The organism is Vibrio sp. QJM3NY_15 (genome assembly GCF_057785995.1).
This window is the reverse complement of record NZ_CM173517.1, coordinates 2,570,338-2,586,030: the sequence shown is the minus strand read 5'-3', so window position 1 is coordinate 2,586,030 and position 15,693 is coordinate 2,570,338. Positions and strand designations below refer to the sequence as shown.

Genomic DNA, 15,693 nt, shown 5'->3' with positions numbered 1-15,693 from the left:
TAAACCGGCCTTTGAAGAGCTTTTTTGATTCGCTTACTGAGCTGAAATCACCGTAATCAGCTGGTGGCTTTCGCCAGGCTGTAGCGTTTTACCTGTTTCTAGGCTTGGTGCGTGTAGTGTTGATTCTACACACATCATGGTTAGGTAACCATCGTCTTGCATGTCGCCCATACCTGCAGCGCCTTCCGCCCACGGGTTCCACAATACTGCAGAGTTATGACCGTGGTTCTCAACCGTTAGTGTGCGATCCAGTTTTTTGTCGGCAACAAGAATTTGAGCTTCTGGCTGTGTGTAAACACGGTCAATAGTGTCAGTCAGTACTAGCTCAGTACCACCTTGGCAGATCTTGCCACCTTGTAGGCTATCTATGTACTCAGCACCCATACCTGTGGTCGTTGTGCTGTGAATATCGCCGACATTTAGGTAAGTGTGCAGTGCGCCAGAGAAAGTCCATGGTTGCGAATCAGTGTTCTTCACATCCAAAGTGACTTTTAGCTGGTCGCCAATCTCAACGTTCAATCGAGCATCAAATTGATGAGGCCATACTGCCAGAGTCGCTTCACTAGGTTTTAGGCCTAAGCTGACAATCACGCCAGCTTCACTTTCACGGTGTTCAACCAATTGCCATTCGCTTGAACGTGCAAAACCATGTGCAGGTGCTGCAATGCGACCAAACCAAGGCCAACATACTGGGATACCGCCACGTAGGGCAGTTTTTCCGTCGAATTTAGCTTGTTGGCTCATCCAAATTAGGTCTTCTTGACCTTGTGGTTGAAATGACACCACATGACCGCCAAACAACGAAATCGCTGCGTTTGCTTTATCGTGGATAACGCGAACCAGTTTTACACCTTCGTGTTCAACGATAGTGACGTTGTCAGAAAGTACAGTCAGTGCAGGTAGAGTAGATAAATCCATTACATGATCCTTCTAAGGAAATTGAATTCAAATGCTGACAAGAACTAGTGTGCTTGTGATTTTATGAGTGACAAGCAGAGTCAGTATTGGAATTGAATTTCAGTGTTTTGGTGATCGGGATTGAAGTCGGAAGTCGTTTAAAAGATAGCAGGTATTAAAAAGGCGACACTAAGGTCGCCTTTTTCAAAGTCTGCTCAAAACAGTCTTCGCTAATGCTTATCTAAAGCGATTTCTAAAAAGAAATTACTTAGAGATGTGAGCGATTAGGTCTAGAACTTTGTTTGAGTAACCGATTTCGTTGTCGTACCAAGATACAACTTTAACGAATTTGTCAGTTAGAGCAACACCAGCTTTAGCATCGAATACTGAAGTTTGAACTTCACCGATGAAATCTTGTGATACTACTTGGTCTTCAGTGTAACCAAGAACGCCAGCCATTTCGCCTTCAGAAGCTTCTTTCATTGCAGCACAAATTTCTTCGTAAGATGCAGCTTCTTTTAGGTTAACAGTTAGGTCAACTACAGATACGTTAGCAGTTGGTACACGGAAAGCCATACCAGTTAGAAGGCCGTTTAGTTCTGGAAGAACAACGCCTACAGCTTTAGCAGCACCAGTTGAAGATGGGATGATGTTTTGAGAAGCACCACGGCCACCGCGCCAGTCTTTAGCAGAAGGGCCATCTACAGTTTTTTGAGTTGCTGTAGTAGCGTGAACTGTAGTCATAAGACCAGACTCAATGCCCCACTTATCGTTAAGTACTTTAGCGATAGGTGCAAGACAGTTAGTAGTACAAGAAGCGTTAGAAACGATGTCTTGACCAGCGTAAGATGCTTGGTTAACGCCCATTACGAACATTGGAGTAGCATCTTTAGAAGGACCAGTAAGAACTACTTTCTTAGCGCCAGCAGTGATGTGCTTACGTGCAGTCTCGTCAGTTAGGAAAAGACCAGTTGCTTCAGCAACTACGTCTACTTCGATAGCATCCCACTTAAGATCTTCTGGGTTACGCTCAGCTGTAACACGTACAGTTTTACCGTTAACGATTAGGTTACCGCCTTCAACTTCAACAGTACCGTTGAAACGGCCGTGAGTTGAGTCGTACTTAAGCATGTATGCCATGTATTCAACGTCGATAAGGTCGTTGATACCAACAACTTCGATGTCATTGCGCTCTTGCGCTGCACGGAATACGAAACGACCGATACGGCCAAAACCATTAATACCTACTTTGATAGTCATTGTAGTTGCTCCACAACTTAATTTCTGATTAAAGATAACTGGTAGTAAAATTACAGAATCCAGTATACATCTGCAATAGATAATCCGACTTAACTTGTTTAATGTCAAAAAAAAGCGACGCTTTTCTTAACAATTGGGTGTAAGTGGTTGAAATTTGACCATTGCGACTGGCTCTGAACCCTTCCAGTTGGGTAAAATACCCCTAAATGATGATTCACTTATGAGTGTATATGTACAATGTTTCCTGGTGAGAAAGTATGTGCTACAAAACGACTCATATGCAAGCCTTTATAGAAAAAAGTAAATATAATAAAAGAGAATGTGGACGGATATTAACGTGATTCACGAGGAAGAAAATATGACAAAGCCTGATGAATACTGGCGTGAACGCCTAACTGATGATGAATATGAGGTGTGTCGACTACGTGGTACAGAGGCCCCTTATAGCGGTAAGTTGTTACATAACCATGATACGGGTATCTATAGCTGTACCTGCTGTGAAACCCCTTTGTTTATATCGGATAACAAATATGATTCAGGGTGCGGTTGGCCTAGCTTTGACGCCCCTGTGAATGATGAAGCAGTACGCTATATAGAAGATCTAAGTCACGGAATGAAGCGTGTAGAGATCCGTTGTGCAGCCTGTGATAGCCATTTAGGTCACGTTTTCCCTGATGGACCTAAGACAACAGGTGAGCGATTTTGTGTTAACTCAGTGTCGTTAATTTTCAACAAAAATGACAAAACTACGAAATAACTTGTAACTATTGTCTAATCCTTACAAGTTGCTTTCAGGCACTTAAAGGGATGAATAGCCAAGTGGGTAGGGTTAACTCTAGTACAAATAAAAACAGCTACCATGAAAGTAGCTGTTTTTTTGTGCGTTAAGAAATCGAAAACTAATAGTTCGGCACTATGGATGCGGTGTAAACGCCGTCTTCAATGGCTTCGACAATCTTTTCGGCATCATCATTGAATTGCTTGTATTGAGGTTTGTCGAAACGATACAACACATTAAGTTCTGCTTCTGAAGCGATGGGTACATCAAAATCTTTGGCGACCATGGCCCATAAATACGCTTTCTCTAAATGACCTAGGCTGTGATTAATACTGGCCATGGATTTGAAAATTTCAGTATTGACGGCAGAACCATTGGAAAGCGTTAAAGCATTATTGAGCAGCGTTAAAGTTTTTTCATGATCACGAGTCGTGTAGAAGGTGGCTAATGCATATTGCATTTCTGCCGTGTTTAACGCTTCTTTTCCTTCTAGCTGCAAGAAACTGCGTCTGGCATTGGTGTCACCGGTTTGTGACCACAAGAAGTAGAGCGTTTCTGGTGTATCCGATTGAGACAGCTCTTTAACGATTCGTTCAGATTCTTCAATACTATGCATTAAAGCCGTGAAGCGACGTTCTTGAAGTTTAGATTGATCGATGGTTTCAATTTGTGCAGCCAACTCTAGACACTTCTTATAAGAGGCGACCAACTCAAATTCTTTGATCTTATTGATTTCGGTTGGTTGTTTTAGAACTTCGAAGCGATGCCAGATGAGATCGGTACGTGCCACACGGCATTGTCCGTCGTTCATATTGAGCTGTTCACATTGTAATGCCGAATTGCTTTGGCATAGCTGATCCGTGTTCTTGTTCCCTTCAAGGCAACCAGCAAGCGCAAGAGGCAATATGCCAATAGCCAACCATTTCATAATCTTCATATTCCTTCACTTGTGATCAATTACACTTATTTTCGGTGAGGTTCTTGACTCAATTCTGTTACAGGTTATTTTCTGGTGAAAATTGTTAAAACTAGGGCTCTATCATGGATGCAGAACAACTTCTTAGCGCAATGACTCCTGAGGTCTACGAGCGTTTAACTTATGCCGTTGAAACGGGCAAATGGCCAGAAGGTACGGCGCTTTCCAAAGAACAACGTGATTCGTGTATGCAAGCTGTCATGTTATACCAATCTAAACATAATGATGAAGCTCAGCATATGACAATTGCGGCTGGTGGTGACATAAGTTTTAAATCAAAGGCTGAACTCAAGAAACAGTTTAAATCAGACCAAGAAGATATTGTTAGGGTTAACCCGAATCATTAGGCTTAAATTACAACAAAGGGGAGGCGCTGTGCCACCCCTTTTTAATGTTAAGCTGTTTATTTTTAAGCAATAAATATAAATAATTTGCTTTAAAATACCCGCTTACTTACAAGCTCATCTCGCCGCGTAACACTTGTTGCATCTTATTTTTTACTTCTTCGTAGCCTAGGTTTTGGCTGAGCAAGTAATGCAGTTTCGCAAGTGCTGCTTCTGGTGTCATATCGTAACCACTCACCACGCCAGCTTCTGCTAACGCACAACCCGTCGCGTAACCACCCATGTTGACTTTACCCGCCAAACATTGAGTTAGGTTAACCACAATCACACCACGCTCAGAGGCATCTTTTAGGTGCTGAAGCAGTTCTGGGTTCTGTGGCGCATTACCAACACCAAAAGTAAGTAAAATCATTGCGTTAACTGGCTGTAGTAGCGTGTTACGGATCACTTCGTGTGATATGCCAGGGTACATAGTGATCACACCGATGGGTTGCGGTGTAATGTTATGAACCTTGAAAGCACCTTCAGGTTGTTCGTTTACCTTTACGTTATTGCTGATCTGGATATTGATACCCGCTTCTAGCAATGGGGTCAGGTTTGGAGAGGTAAATGCATTGAAGCCATCAGCGTGTGATTTTGTGCTGCGGTTACCACGCATCAACTTGTTGTTGAAGAACAGTGTCACTTCGTTGATAGGGTAGTTTGCTGCAATGTGCAGTGCATTCAGTAGGTTTGCTTGTCCGTCTGAACGTAATTCTGCTAATGGGATCTGAGAGCCCGTAACAATCACAGGTTTGCCGAGATTTTCTAACATGAAAGACAGGGCTGAGGCGGTGTAAGCCATTGTGTCTGTGCCATGCAGGATAACGAAACCATCGTATTTATCGTAGTTCGCGCGAATATCATCAGCGATAGTCTGCCAATCAAGTGGCGTCATATCTGAAGAGTCCATAAGTGGAGAATATTCGTGAATGGTGTACTCAGGCATCTCTGGGCGATGGAACTCAGGCATGCCAGCTAGCTGCTTATCCATAAAACCAGCGACAGGAACATAGCCGTGATCTGCAGATTTTTGCATGCCAATTGTGCCGCCGGTGTACGCGATATAGATGTGTTTTCTTTCCATGGCGATGATTACTTAGTGTGATGTAGGGAACAGGGGGGCGATTATAGCGAATTATCGTGCAATAAAAAGAGGCACCTCACACAGAGGTGCCTCTCGATCATTGAGCTTTTGGGTTAACCTATTGAACTTGGCAGTTTAAGCAAAAAGCATAACGTCCTTGTGGGTCGTTAAAGTTGCCTAATAGTTGACTATCTTGAGCTAACTGCTGAGTAACAGGCTGTAAACTGCTTGGTATCATCGATTGAATATCAAGACCTATCGACATCTGTACTTGGTTCATAAATTGCTGAATAAACTGTTCAGTGGCCGTAAGAGGTTCTTCTACCCAGTAGATATTGTAGCTTTCTAGTTCAGCGAGTGAAGCGGCCGCTTCAATTGCGTCATCAAAGTCACCAATCTCATCCACTAAACCTTTCTGCATAGCATCTTGACCCGTCCATACTCGACCTTGAGCAATCTTGTCGACAGCATCGACTTCCATGCCACGGTTTTCTCCAACTAAGCTAATGAATCGGCGGTAGCCATTTTCAATGCCCATTTGGAACGCATCTTTCGCGCCATCGCTTAAGCCTGTTGTAATACCAAGGCCAGAGAAAGGTGACGTGCCGACACCATCTGTGTAAACCCCAATGTCGTTCAAACCTTTTTCGAAGGTTGTGATAACACTGAAGATACCAATTGACCCCGTTAGCGTGGTTGGTTGAGCTAGGATTTTGTCTGCACCCATTGAGATCCAGTAACCACCAGAAGCAGCAAGGCTCGACATGGAAACCACAACCGGTTTGCCGGCTTCTTTAAGCGCTTCGACTTCGTTGCGAATCACTTCTGAAGCAAAGGCGCTGCCACCCGGGCTATCTACTCGAAGCACAACCGCTCTCACTTTGTCGTCGTTACGAGCTTGGCGAAGTAAGGCTGCAGTGGTATCACCACCAACAGTACCTCTTGGTTGCTTACCATCCATAATGGCGCCGCTAGCAACAATAACTGCCACATCATGTGATTCGCTGGTCATGTCTGGAATCATGGTTGAACGATATTCGTAGTAACCAAATGCGTTGTAGCTATCTTGGCCATCACTGCCGAACACATCTGCCAGTTCTAATCGAACTTGTTGGCGTGTTGCCAGTTCATCAACTAAGCCAAGTTTCTCGGCCAGTTTTGCAATATCACCGTCAACCGATTCAAGCTCTTTCAAGAACGTATCCATGCTTGGATTCAGTGTTTTCGCATCGATTTGACGGTTGTTAGAAACATCATCAACGTATGCTCCCCACAGTTGGCCTAACCAACGAGAAGCGGACTCTTTCGCTGCGTCTGACATGTCGTCGCGAATGAAAGGTTCGATTGCAGACTTGTAAGTACCGACGCGGAACACGTGTGTATTTACGTCAAGCTTCTCTAATAGAGTTTTGTAGAATAACGAGTAAGCACTGTAGCCTTTAAGTAGCACGCCGCCGTCTGGTGATAAGAAGACTTTGTTAGCGTAACTGGCTAGGTAGTACTGGCTTTGGTTGTAAAAATCACCCACCGCATAAATCGGCTTACCTGTTGCTTTGAATTCGTTAAGAGCCTTAGCAATGTAACGAAGCTTAGTCAGGTTGGTTTCTGGCAGCTCTTTGAGTGCTAAAACAAGACCAGTGACGTTTTCGTCGTCTTTTGCATAGCGAATCGTTTCAACGATATCAAACAGGACATTCTCTTTCGGGAGGTCCTTGCCAAGCAGTGAACCTGTTACGGAGTCCATCGGATTAATGTAGCGACTTTGTTCGACAATCGGCCCTGAAAGGTTAAGTACCAATGCTGATTGTTGCGGAACGGTTGGTTGAGTCGTATCTGAGTGAAAGTACACAAAGTAAATAATGGCGATACTGAGCAAAAAGAACAGGTTAACAAGCGCAAGACGCACAAACGTAATGAGCTTCCAAATCCCTTTAAAGATCATACCGATAAATTTGAATATTTTTTTCATTCTGTCTCCACAGTGAGATTACGTCGCTTTAACAAGTCGTAGTACCATTAATCTCAATAATATTAACTGCTTAGTATCCTACGATAATTCCCTAGCTCAAACTACACCAAGAATTGTTAATCGATATATATTCTCATTAAGTGTAGTCAAATTAAGGGTTTCTGAACGATTAATATGTCCTGCATTATGATCGGTGTTACAAAAATGTAAACGGTTGTTTGAACTTTTGGTGATTGAGCTATACTGTGGTCTGACCACAAGGATAAAATAATAGAAGTGATGTCTGCCATGTACCCACATTTACTCGAACCACTCGATCTTGGATTTACTCAGTTACGTAACCGTGTATTGATGGGATCAATGCACACGGGTTTAGAAGAAAATAAAGAAGGCCTACACAAACTCGCCGCATTTTACGAAGAGCGAGCTAGAGGAGGCGTTGGCCTTATTGTAACCGGTGGTTTTTCTCCAAATCTACGTGGCAGATTAACTCCGTTCAGTGCTGAATTCAGCAAGGTTAAACACGCGAAAGCTCACCAAGTTGTCACAGAGGCCGTGCACAAACATGGCGGTAAAATAGCCCTTCAATTGTTGCATGCTGGCCGCTACGCGATGCACCCTTTTGCTCAAAGTGCTTCGGGCATTAAAGCGCCTATCGCTAAATTTGCACCGAGCGAAATGAGCCCGCGTCAGATTAAGAAAACCATTGATGCCTTTGCAAATAGTGCGGAGCTTGCTCAAGTTGCCGGTTATGACGGTGTCGAGATCATGGGATCTGAAGGTTACTTAATTAACCAATTCATCTGTAAGCGTACCAACATGCGTTACGACGAATGGGGCGGCTCTTATGAAAAACGCATGCGCTTCCCATTAGAAATTGTTAAGTCGATTCGTGAAGCCGTTGGCGACGAGTTTATTATTATTTTCAGACTGTCGATGCTTGATTTAGTTGAACAAGGCAGCACGTTTGAAGATGTTGTATTACTCGCTCAAAAGCTTGAAGAAGCGGGCGTGACCATTATCAATACGGGTATCGGTTGGCACGAAGCTCGTGTTCCTACGATTGCGACTCAGGTACCACGTGGTGCTTTCTCTTGGGTGACGGAAAAGGTTAAGCCTTACGTGTCTATCCCTGTTGTGACATGTAACCGCATCAATACGCCAGAAGAAGCAGAACGCATTCTCAGCTCTGGTCAGGCGGATATGGTGTCTATGGCTCGTCCTTTCTTGGCTGACCCTGATTTCGTTAATAAGGCCGCTCAAGACCAAGCTCAATTTATTAATACTTGTATCGGTTGTAACCAAGCTTGTCTTGATAACGTATTCAAAGGTAAAAGAGCGAGCTGCTTAGTTAACCCACGAGCGTGTTACGAAACAGAAATTGTTGTTCAACCTGCTCAAGCCACTAAAACTATTGCCGTAGTCGGTGCTGGCCCCGCAGGTCTAGCTTGTGCGACAACGTTAGCGCAGCGTGGACACACCGTTGACTTGATTGAGAAAAATGACCGAATCGGTGGCCAATTTAGACTGGCGATGCAGATTCCGGGGAAAGAAGAATTTAGAGAAACCATTCGTTACTTTGCGAACCAAATTGACGCAGCAGGTGTAAATCTTAAACTCGATACTGAAGCGACGTTTGAGATGCTGCTTAAGTACGATGAAGTTGTTATGGCGGCGGGTGTTGAACCTAGAAAGCTTAACCTCGAAGGGATTGATCAAGAAAAGGTAGTCGATTACCAAACCTTAATTCGTGAAAAGACACCGGTAGGCGAAAAGGTTGCGATTGTTGGTGCTGGTGGTATCGGTATTGATGTGGCAACCATGCTGACAGAGCCGACTTCTCATAGCTTGGACGACTGGCTGCATGAGTGGGGCATTGATAAGAACATGGAACACCCAGGTGGACTTTATCCTTATCCTGATTCGTTCAGTGACAAAACGGTTTGGGTGATGCAGCGTAAAGCCGGTCGAGTGGGTAAAGGCCCAGGTAAAACTACTGGCTGGATTCATAAACGTACTCTAGAAAAACGTGGCGTTAACCTGTTAGGTGGTGTCAGCTACAACAAGATTGATGACCAAGGTTTGCACATTACGATTGATAAGAAAGAGCAGGTACTCGATGCCGATTCCGTCATCGTGTGTGCGGGTCAAGTTTCTGTTCGTCCGTTTGAAGATATGTGGCAAGAGTTTGGTGGCAAACTGCACGTGATCGGTGGTGCTGATTACGCGGGTGAACTTGATGCGGTACGTGCTATTCGCCAAGGTGTTGAGTTAGCGATTAAACTCTAGCAACAAACAGAATACACTCGTTCATAAACTTGAACTAAACCTGTAAATAAGGCTCCTAAGTCATAGATTTAGGAGCCTTTCTTATTTCCAATATTGTTTGAACTATTGTGTCAATTGGACAGCCGTTGAGATTTATTATCGTTTGTATTCTGTGCTACAGTTCAACTATACAAACAATAAAAATTAGTAAGGACTTCAAATGGATGCTTTGGATCTATTGCTCAACAGACGCTCTATCGCAAAACTCTCTGATCCAGCACCTGAAGGTGTCGCGTTAGAAAATATCATCAAAGCAGGTTTACGAGCTCCAGATCACGGCGCACTGACACCATGGCGCTTTGTTATCGCACAAGGTTCAGGATTACAGAAGCTCTCTGATATCTTGGTGCGTGCTGCTGAAGCGGACGAAAGCGAAGAAGCGGTTATCGAGAAAGTAAAAAAAGCGCCGTTCCGAGCTCCTATGGTGATTACTATCATCGCAAAGGTAACTGAGCACGAGAAAGTGCCTGCGTTCGAACAACACCTATCTGCAGGTTGTGCAGCTCAAGCCATGCAAATGGCCGCAGTCGCACAAGGCTTCCAAGGTTTTTGGCGTTCAGGTAAATGGATGTTCCACCCAGAAGTTCACCAAGCTTTCGGCCTCGAAGGCGATGACGAAATTGTTGGTTTCCTATACCTAGGTACTCCGGGCTGCACGCCAATGAAAGTACCAGAGCGTGATTTCTCAAAGTTCGTTGAGTTCTTATAGATCTCGTCAGTAAAACAACGACACAACGAATTGTTGAATGCTAACTGTATAAACAACCAGTTTTCCTTGATTTCTAGGGGCCACATTAGATAATGTGGCCCTAATTGTTTGTAGCATCTGGAAAAACATGTCTCGCCTTATTATTGCTGAAAAACCAAGCCTAGGCCGCGCGATCGCCGCCGCACTACCTAATCCACAAAAGAAAGACCAAGGGTTTATCAAATGTGGTAATGGGGATGTGGTGACTTGGTGTATTGGACACTTATTGGAGCAGGTTGAGCCAGACGCTTATGACGACCGTTATAAGAAGTGGAACTTAGCCGATCTTCCTATTGTGCCAGAGCAATGGCAGCTGAGACCACGCAAGACTTCAAGCAAACAGCTTACGGTGATCCGAAAGCTATTGAAGGACGCCACACAAATTGTCCATGCGGGCGACCCGGATAGAGAAGGGCAGTTGCTGGTTGATGAAGTGATTGATTATTGCAAGGTGTCTAAGGCTAAGAAAGAGTCGATGGACAGGTTACTGATTAGTGACTTGAACTTGCCAGCAGTAAAGCGTGCGCTCTCTCAAATGCGCAGTAACCGCGATTTTATTCCACTTTCTATTTCTGCATTGGCGCGCTCTAGAGCCGATTGGCTATATGGCATGAACATGACTCGCGCATATACCTTGCTTGGTCAAAAGGCGGGCTACCAAGGGGTATTGTCGGTAGGGCGAGTACAAACGCCTGTACTTGGTTTGGTGGTAAGGCGTGATGAAGAGATCGAAAACTTCATTCCTAAAGATTATTTTACTCTGCATGCGCTGATCCCTTACCAAAACAACGGCCAGAGCTTTGATATTCGAGCGCGTTGGAAGCCAAGCGAAGCATGTAAGCCATGGCAAGATGAAGAAGGCCGCGTGCTCAATCGAAAGCTGGTTGAGAACGTGGCTCAGCGAATTGCGAACCAACCCGCGACGGTAACAGAATCAGAGCAGAAGCAAAGCAAACAAGCTGCGCCACTTCCTTACTCACTGTCAGCTTTACAAATTGACGCGTCTAAGCGTTTTGGAATGAGTGCTCAGCAGGTACTCGACACTTGTCAGTCATTGTATGAGAAACACAAACTCATCACTTACCCACGTTCTGACAGCCGATACTTGCCTAAAGATCACTACTCGCAACGAGAGTCAGTCGTCGATGCTATCGCTAACAATGCGAAAGAGCTGCAAAGTGGTGCTCAAGGTGCGGATCTTTCCCTTAAATCCAAAGCATGGAATGACAGTAAGGTCGACGCTCACCACGCGATAATCCCAACACCGAAAAAATCATCGGTGAATGGCCTATCTGCCAATGAGATGAAAATCTATCAGCAAATCGCCCGCCAATATCTGATGCAATTCTACCCACCTGCCATTTTCGCCGATGCAAAGCTCGTCTTTGATATTGCTGGTGGCGTGTTCGTCGCAAAAGGGCGACAACTTATTAACCCAGGTTGGAAAGTGTTGATGGGGAAAACGGACACCGAAGAGAAAGGCGACGGCACAGATACGGTTCCTCCATTGGATAAAGGAACGGTGCTGACTTGTCGTGAAGGCGTGATTGGCGATAAGAAAACCGAGCCACCAAAACACTTTACCGAAGCGACGTTGTTACAAGCGATGACAGGTATCGCGCGCTTTGTGGCAAACAAAGACCTTAAAGCTATTTTGAAAGAGACCGATGGCCTTGGAACAGAGGCAACTCGTGCGGGCATTCTTGATACTTTGTTCAAAAGACAGCTACTAACTCGACAAGGTAAAAGCATTCATAGCAGCCCTGCGGGGAGAGGTTTGATTAATGCCTTGCCTGAGGACTCGACCTTTCCCGACATGACCGCTCACTGGGAGCATCAGTTGCAAGGCATGGCTGAACGAAATCAAGCGTATCAACCCTTCATGCAAGAGTTAGAAAGCAAGATTGATGGTTTGATGGGCAAGGTAAAAACGGGTGAAGTTCCTGAATCCCTGCGCCATCTTCCTAAAGTCGAAAGACCTGCCTTTAAACGCCGCAAAGGTGGTGGTGCGAAGTCTTATGCCAAGAAAGGGACGTATGCTAAGAAAGGCACTAAAAGCTAGGAACTAAAAGTTAGGCACTGAGAGCAAACTGCTGTTTATTAGCGATACTAGAATTAACGACCGACTTTGCGCCCACAACGCTTAAATAACTTTTGCCAATAGTCGACATGGCGGCGAGTGGATGATCGAAAGGCTTGATGCGCATCTTTGATGGGAAAGTAATAACTGTGTAGCTCAGGCTGTGCGTCAAACATAGCAAGTTGCGGGGCTAGCTGCTGATAGTAGCCATCCAATTGCGCCATGTAAGGCTGAACCTTGTCAATATACTGTTGTTCGAACACATTGTTGAGATAGCGAAACTTAGTCGTGTCTCGTTGTTTCCCGCAGATGATATTGGCGTCAAAAGTAGTCAGCTGCTGGGTGATGGTATCAAGCTCGGCCGAAGCACGAGATAGTGAGTAGTACAAATCCCCAAGCGTCGAACTCTTCTCTAATCCTTCTTGAACCTCAGTAGTCTTGCCCGAAACGAGCGGTATGTTTAACGCTTGATTGATATGCTTTAGGGCGTCACTTGTCTGTCGGACTTGTTCGCCGATATCAGCACGCAACCACTGACTTCCACGCATATGCGACTGCATCGCTTCACTGGCATAGATGAGATTCCATTGGTGCAGTGGAAATTGTGCGAGTTTCTGTTGCTCGATTTCTCTGAGTAATTCTACGATCTCTGGTTCTAATTCGTTATTAGATAAACAATGACCAACACCTTCCAGTAAAGCGACTTGATAATCGTAATTTCTGAACTCGTCGGCGACTTTCCCAAGTACAGAGTTTCTTTCTGCAATCAGGTTGAATAATCCACATTGCCGAAGTTGATAACTGTCTATGAGCCCGATAGAGAGCGAAGGAACTTCAATAAACAGTTCTCGCTTTCTCGGTAAGCTTTCGAGCTCCCAGCCTTCTTGTATCTCGTCAGCATCTTGCACGTTGGCGATTTTGGTCTGATAGTCGTCGAAATAGTTCTGTGGGCTGTCATCGAAACATCCAGTGAGCACCATTGTTAGACACAACAGCGGTGAACATACGAGTAAGCTTGAGATAACGCGACGACCCATGTGACGGCTACCAGTCTATTTCGCTACCATCGAAATTAAAGAAGTGACCACTCACTTCAGTATTCGATGACTCTATTACAGTCACAAGGCCTTTAGCTGAAGTCTCTGTATCAATAAGAGCATTAGGGCCGCCCATTTCCGTCTGTACCCAACCAGGATGTAACGCTAACACTGTAAAGTCATTATCGGTCAAGTCGTTGCTTAAACTTTTCACAACCGAGTTTAAAGCCGCTTTCGATGAACGATAGATGTAGCCTCCGCCTGATGTGTTTTCAGACATGCTGCCCACTCTTGATGAAAGGCAAGCGATCTTTTTTATTGAGCTCTTTGTTAGCAGAGGCAGTAAGGATTCAACGAGTTTAAGAGGTGCGATGGTATTGATTTCAAAAACACGACGCCACTCTTCTACATCGGTATTGCCTAACCCATAACCTTTAGGGCCATAGTAGCCAGCGTTGTTGATGAGAATATCGATGGATTCAAGTTTTGAAGGAAGTTCATTGACCGATGGATAGTCCGTGATGTCGAGCTGTATGCACGAAAGGTTGTTGTTTTCGTTTGCGAGAGCAAGTAACTCTTGTGCTGTGGAAGCATCGCGATAAGTGGCATACACGGTGTGGCAATCATTGACGTAGTGTCGGGCGAGGCTTAAGCCAATACCTCGGTTCGCACCAGTGATAAAAATAACGCTCATAATGATTCCTTGTTAGTTCAATCAGTTAAGTGTGATGGGTTAACGCGAGAAAATCAACGCTCCACCAACTGACCATCAGCATGCTCACGAAAATCATTACTGCTGCGACAGAGCCGCAGATCACACCACAGATGAGTATTACGTCTTTCATTGTTGTCTCTGGAATCAATTAAAGGTAATGATAATTATTATCATTAATTAAGGTTGTCGCCAAGTCTGAGACTGTTATGATTTTGAGACTGATACGTAATACGCCTGACTATGACTCCTTTAATTTACCATCCAATTTATTCTCAGTTGCCTTTACCAGAAGGGCATCGTTATCCAATCCATAAATATCAACTGTTGCACAGTGCAGTGAAGCACCACATGGACAGCGATCCAAAATGGGGTAATGCATTCGAAATGTTCCAGCCAATGCCTGTTTCGGTAGAACAAGTAAAGCAGGTACACGATGGTGAATATGTCGATTTGCTGGTTTCTGGAAATTTGCCTGCAGCAAAAATGAGACGTATCGGGTTTCCGTGGAGCGAACAGCTTATAGAAAGGACACTCTATTCAAGTGGTGGCACCTGCTTGGCGGCAGAAATGGCCATCGAAAGTGGTTTAGCGATTCATCTCAGCGGTGGCTACCATCATGCGCACCGAGATTTTGGCAGTGGCTTCTGTTTGTTGAATGATCTGGTTCTAGCAGCAAAACACGCATTAACCTTTGAGCATATAGATAAAGTGCTGATCGTCGACAGTGATGTTCACCATGGCGATGGTACAGCGACACTTTGCCAAGAGAGCGATGAGATTATTACTCTGTCATTCCACTGCGATAAGAACTTCCCTGCGCGTAAACCTGTGTCTGACTTGGATGTGCCGTTAAGCCGTGAAACAGAAGATGAAGAGTTTCTGCGTTGCTTTGAACAAGTCACCAACATGGCTATTGCTCATCATCAACCGGATTTGATTATCTATGATGCGGGTGTCGATATTCATCAAGATGACGAATTGGGGTATTTGAATGTTTCGACAAAAGGGATATTTGAACGCGATTGTTTGATGCTCAACTTAGCAAAGAGTGAAGCGATTCCAATGGCGTGTGTTGTAGGTGGCGGTTATCGGTCGGAACACAAAGATCTGGTGCCGATTCACATGCAGTTACTAAACGCTGCATTGGTTGTGAATAGCTGAACCGTTGAGCTCCGTGATCATCAGATACAAAAAAGCCGCTGATTTCTCAGCGGCTTTCTTTAATGTGGTGGAGGGATAGGGATTTGAACCCTAGAACCGCTATTAACGGTTGCCGGTTTTCAAGACCGGTGCTTTCGACCACTCAGCCATCCCTCCAGTGCCGCGAATAATATAGTGGTGTGATTCGCTTGTAAACCCCCACAAACACTGTTTGCTTTGTTTATGAACGGTTTGGTCGTTTTTTATCTATATTGATGAAAATTTCACGTAACAA

General features: G+C 44.6%; 14 protein-coding genes and 1 tRNA gene. 6 read left to right on the top strand and 9 right to left on the bottom strand.

All coding sequences use genetic code 11. From position 1 onward, the window contains the following. Window positions 1–33: 33 nt before the first annotated feature. On the bottom strand, window positions 34–918 hold the full coding sequence (locus AC3CKG_RS11480; RefSeq protein WP_488528376.1) for a D-hexose-6-phosphate mutarotase: 885 nt from the start codon (window positions 916–918) through the stop codon (window positions 34–36). 243 nt (window positions 919–1,161) lie between these two features. Continuing rightward, window positions 1,162–2,157 (bottom strand): type I glyceraldehyde-3-phosphate dehydrogenase, encoded by a 996-nt coding sequence (gap, locus tag AC3CKG_RS11475; protein WP_029223576.1) that lies wholly within the window; start codon window positions 2,155–2,157, stop codon window positions 1,162–1,164. A gap of 358 nt (window positions 2,158–2,515) precedes the next feature. Between gap and msrB the strand changes: the two genes are divergently transcribed. After that, complete coding sequence (gene msrB / locus AC3CKG_RS11470; RefSeq protein ID WP_029225933.1) at window positions 2,516–2,914, top strand: peptide-methionine (R)-S-oxide reductase MsrB; 399 nt, start codon at window positions 2,516–2,518, stop codon at window positions 2,912–2,914. A 142-nt stretch (window positions 2,915–3,056) separates the two neighbouring features. Here the strand turns inward: msrB and AC3CKG_RS11465 are convergent, their stop codons facing one another. Then, complete coding sequence (locus AC3CKG_RS11465; protein WP_029223574.1) at window positions 3,057–3,863, bottom strand: DUF2989 domain-containing protein; 807 nt, start codon at window positions 3,861–3,863, stop codon at window positions 3,057–3,059. A gap of 113 nt (window positions 3,864–3,976) precedes the next feature. Here AC3CKG_RS11465 and AC3CKG_RS11460 point away from each other — a divergent pair, with 113 nt between their 5' ends. Beyond that, complete coding sequence (locus AC3CKG_RS11460) at window positions 3,977–4,258, top strand: YeaC family protein (RefSeq protein ID WP_017107368.1); 282 nt, start codon at window positions 3,977–3,979, stop codon at window positions 4,256–4,258. Window positions 4,259–4,364: 106 nt separating this feature from the next. On the opposite strand, the gene ansA is transcribed toward AC3CKG_RS11460, so the two are convergent. Then, entirely contained in the window at window positions 4,365–5,381 is a 1,017-nt protein-coding gene (gene ansA, locus AC3CKG_RS11455) for an asparaginase (protein WP_017111133.1), read from the bottom strand. A gap of 118 nt (window positions 5,382–5,499) precedes the next feature. Further along, window positions 5,500–7,350, bottom strand: a complete 1,851-nt coding sequence (sppA, locus tag AC3CKG_RS11450) for a signal peptide peptidase SppA (protein WP_488528375.1) — start codon at window positions 7,348–7,350, stop codon at window positions 5,500–5,502. A gap of 279 nt (window positions 7,351–7,629) precedes the next feature. On the opposite strand from sppA, the gene AC3CKG_RS11445 reads away from it, so the two are divergent. The 3 genes from AC3CKG_RS11445 (at window position 7,630) to AC3CKG_RS11435 (ending at window position 12,488) form a co-directional block, all read left to right on the top strand. Then, window positions 7,630–9,639: an FAD-dependent oxidoreductase gene (locus tag AC3CKG_RS11445; RefSeq protein ID WP_488528374.1), complete on the top strand. Its 2,010-nt coding sequence runs from the start codon at window positions 7,630–7,632 to the stop codon at window positions 9,637–9,639. A gap of 199 nt (window positions 9,640–9,838) precedes the next feature. Then, window positions 9,839–10,387: an NAD(P)H nitroreductase gene (locus tag AC3CKG_RS11440; protein ID WP_102286057.1), complete on the top strand. Its 549-nt coding sequence runs from the start codon at window positions 9,839–9,841 to the stop codon at window positions 10,385–10,387. Window positions 10,388–10,514: 127 nt separating this feature from the next. Next, window positions 10,515–12,488, top strand: a complete 1,974-nt coding sequence (locus AC3CKG_RS11435; RefSeq protein ID WP_488528373.1) for a DNA topoisomerase III — start codon at window positions 10,515–10,517, stop codon at window positions 12,486–12,488. Window positions 12,489–12,541: 53 nt separating this feature from the next. Here AC3CKG_RS11435 and AC3CKG_RS11430 read toward each other — a convergent pair whose 3' ends face one another. From AC3CKG_RS11430 to AC3CKG_RS11420, 3 genes are read right to left on the bottom strand one after another with little or no spacing between them, the layout of a single operon-like run. Beyond that, window positions 12,542–13,543: a DUF3080 domain-containing protein gene (locus tag AC3CKG_RS11430; RefSeq protein WP_488528372.1), complete on the bottom strand. Its 1,002-nt coding sequence runs from the start codon at window positions 13,541–13,543 to the stop codon at window positions 12,542–12,544. 7 nt (window positions 13,544–13,550) lie between these two features. Further along, on the bottom strand, window positions 13,551–14,237 hold the full coding sequence (locus AC3CKG_RS11425; protein ID WP_488528371.1) for an SDR family oxidoreductase: 687 nt from the start codon (window positions 14,235–14,237) through the stop codon (window positions 13,551–13,553). Window positions 14,238–14,262: 25 nt separating this feature from the next. Further along, window positions 14,263–14,388, bottom strand: a complete 126-nt coding sequence (locus AC3CKG_RS11420) for a hypothetical protein (protein WP_488528370.1) — start codon at window positions 14,386–14,388, stop codon at window positions 14,263–14,265. A 110-nt stretch (window positions 14,389–14,498) separates the two neighbouring features. On the opposite strand from AC3CKG_RS11420, the gene AC3CKG_RS11415 reads away from it, so the two are divergent. Next, window positions 14,499–15,419, top strand: coding sequence for a histone deacetylase family protein (locus tag AC3CKG_RS11415; RefSeq protein ID WP_488528369.1), 921 nt, complete (start codon window positions 14,499–14,501; stop codon window positions 15,417–15,419). Window positions 15,420–15,484: 65 nt separating this feature from the next. Here AC3CKG_RS11415 and AC3CKG_RS11410 read toward each other — a convergent pair. Then, a tRNA-Ser gene (locus AC3CKG_RS11410) sits at window positions 15,485–15,575 on the bottom strand. Window positions 15,576–15,693 lie beyond the last annotated feature (118 nt).